The organism is Thioalkalivibrio sp. ALE20 (assembly GCF_000381405.1).
In the GTDB taxonomy this organism is placed as follows: domain Bacteria; phylum Pseudomonadota; class Gammaproteobacteria; order Ectothiorhodospirales; family Ectothiorhodospiraceae; genus Thioalkalivibrio.
The window spans coordinates 1-1,593 of the sequence record NZ_KB906497.1 but is presented as its reverse complement, the minus strand read 5'-3'; the positions used below and the strand labels follow the sequence as shown (position 1 = coordinate 1,593).

Sequence of the window (1,593 nt, the reverse complement as noted above, 5' to 3'; positions counted from 1 at the left end):
GGACCGGGAGGAGGGGCGCCGGCACCAGGCCGGTCGGTCCATATCGTTTACCCACCACGGGGACAACCGTCCCCGTGGGGGCGGTCTGTCCCCTCGATGCAGGAGTACAGACCATGGAAGCCATTAACCTTCCGATTCAATCCCGCCCCATCCCGGAGGAGGAGCGCCTCAACGCACTCCCCCGGTTCTTCGGGACCCGAGCACTCGTTTTCGAGAATGCCGTTTTTGAGACGATCCAGAACCTGTCCGATAACTATCACGGCGGTTACTGGCACTTCTACGAAACCTCGAACGACGCCTTCTTCATGGCGCCGGATCGCCATGGCGACTTGAAGATTGAGGTGCCCGGTAACGGCTATCAGGGCTATATGAGTCCCGACGCAGCGGGCATTACCGCATGCCTGTTCGTTCTGGCCGCAATGGCCGCGCGCTTTCAGGAGGAGCGCTTCATCGACCTCTACCACGGACTCCGGGACTACGCCCTGGAGCACCGGGAAGCGGCCGCTATTCTGAGCGCGATCGATTGAGTTTACGGGCACGGATGTGCCCCTTCATTCACCCACCACGGGGACACCGCTCCCCGTGGGGGCGGTCTGTCCCCGATATTCCGAGGAGATAGACCATGAGCACTGTGATTTACACCAAACTCGGTGAGCGCAAGGGCCAGAAGCGTCTGTGGCTGGAAGGCCGTCGCTTGGCTCGCGCCGGGATTACCCCCGGTCAGCATTTCGAGCTGAGTCATGTCGAGCAGACCGGCAAGGCCGGGAAGGGACTCGTCATGCGCTTCGTCGATACCGGTGAGCGCAGGGTTTCCCGGCGCAAGCGGGGAGGTGAGGAGCTTCCCGTCATTGACGTGAGTGGTGAGGAGCTCACCCGCACCTTTGGCGGCGCCGAGCGGGTCCGAGTGGTGATCCGGCCGGGATCCATCGAGATCACGGTCCACCACCACGACCGCGCCACGGCCGAGCGGGCCGGGCGTCTCATTGAACGCCTGCAGGCCCGTGAGCCTCTCCGCATGGGCTCGTTGGCCCACGGCGGCGGGATCCTCGACCACGCCCTCCATCGAGGTCTGCAAGCGGCCGGAGTGCCCGTGGAGTTGGCCTTTGCCAACGAATCCGACGGGGACTACCTAGAGGCCTCTCTGGCGAACAATCCGATCTGGCACAAGGATGCCATCGCGATTGAGGCCCCAATGCAGGACGTCGAGTGGCGCAAGTTGCCACCAGTCGACATCCTCGCGGCCGGGCTGCCCTGCACGGGGGCCTCGCTCTCGGGTCGATCGAAGAACCGCTTGGCGAAAGCCGAGGAGCACGAGACCGCCGGGCCTCTGTTCGTCGCGTTCATCGCGGCGATCCAGACCTTGCGACCGAGTGTGATCCTGCTCGAAAACGTGCCGCAGTACGGCACGACCACGAGCATGACGGTGATCCGGTCGGTGCTGGACAGCCTGGATTATGAGCTCCACGAGACCGTCCTCGATGGTTTCGAGCTTGGGGCGCTGGAACGTCGCAATCGGTTCTGCTTGGTTGCGACCAATCCGGAGGTGCCCTTTGCGTTCGACGGACTTCATCCCGTTCGGGATCGGGAATCGTG

The 1,593-nt window shown here is 63.5% G+C and carries 2 protein-coding genes; both read left to right on the top strand.

Annotation, left to right across the window (positions count from 1 at the left end):
- Positions 1–113 precede the first annotated feature (113 nt).
- Entirely contained in the window at positions 114–527 is a 414-nt protein-coding gene (locus F790_RS0113625; RefSeq protein ID WP_019592022.1) for an antirestriction protein, read from the top strand.
- A gap of 95 nt (positions 528–622) precedes the next feature.
- On the top strand, positions 623–1,593 hold a 971-nt coding region (locus F790_RS14925), incomplete at its 3' end, for a DNA cytosine methyltransferase (protein ID WP_019592021.1).

What these genes read in the sequence shown, in the direction of transcription:
- F790_RS0113625 (WP_019592022.1), top strand. Translation starts at nt 114, where the DNA reads ATGGAAGCCATTAACCTTCCGATTCAATCCCGCCCCATCCCGGAGGAG.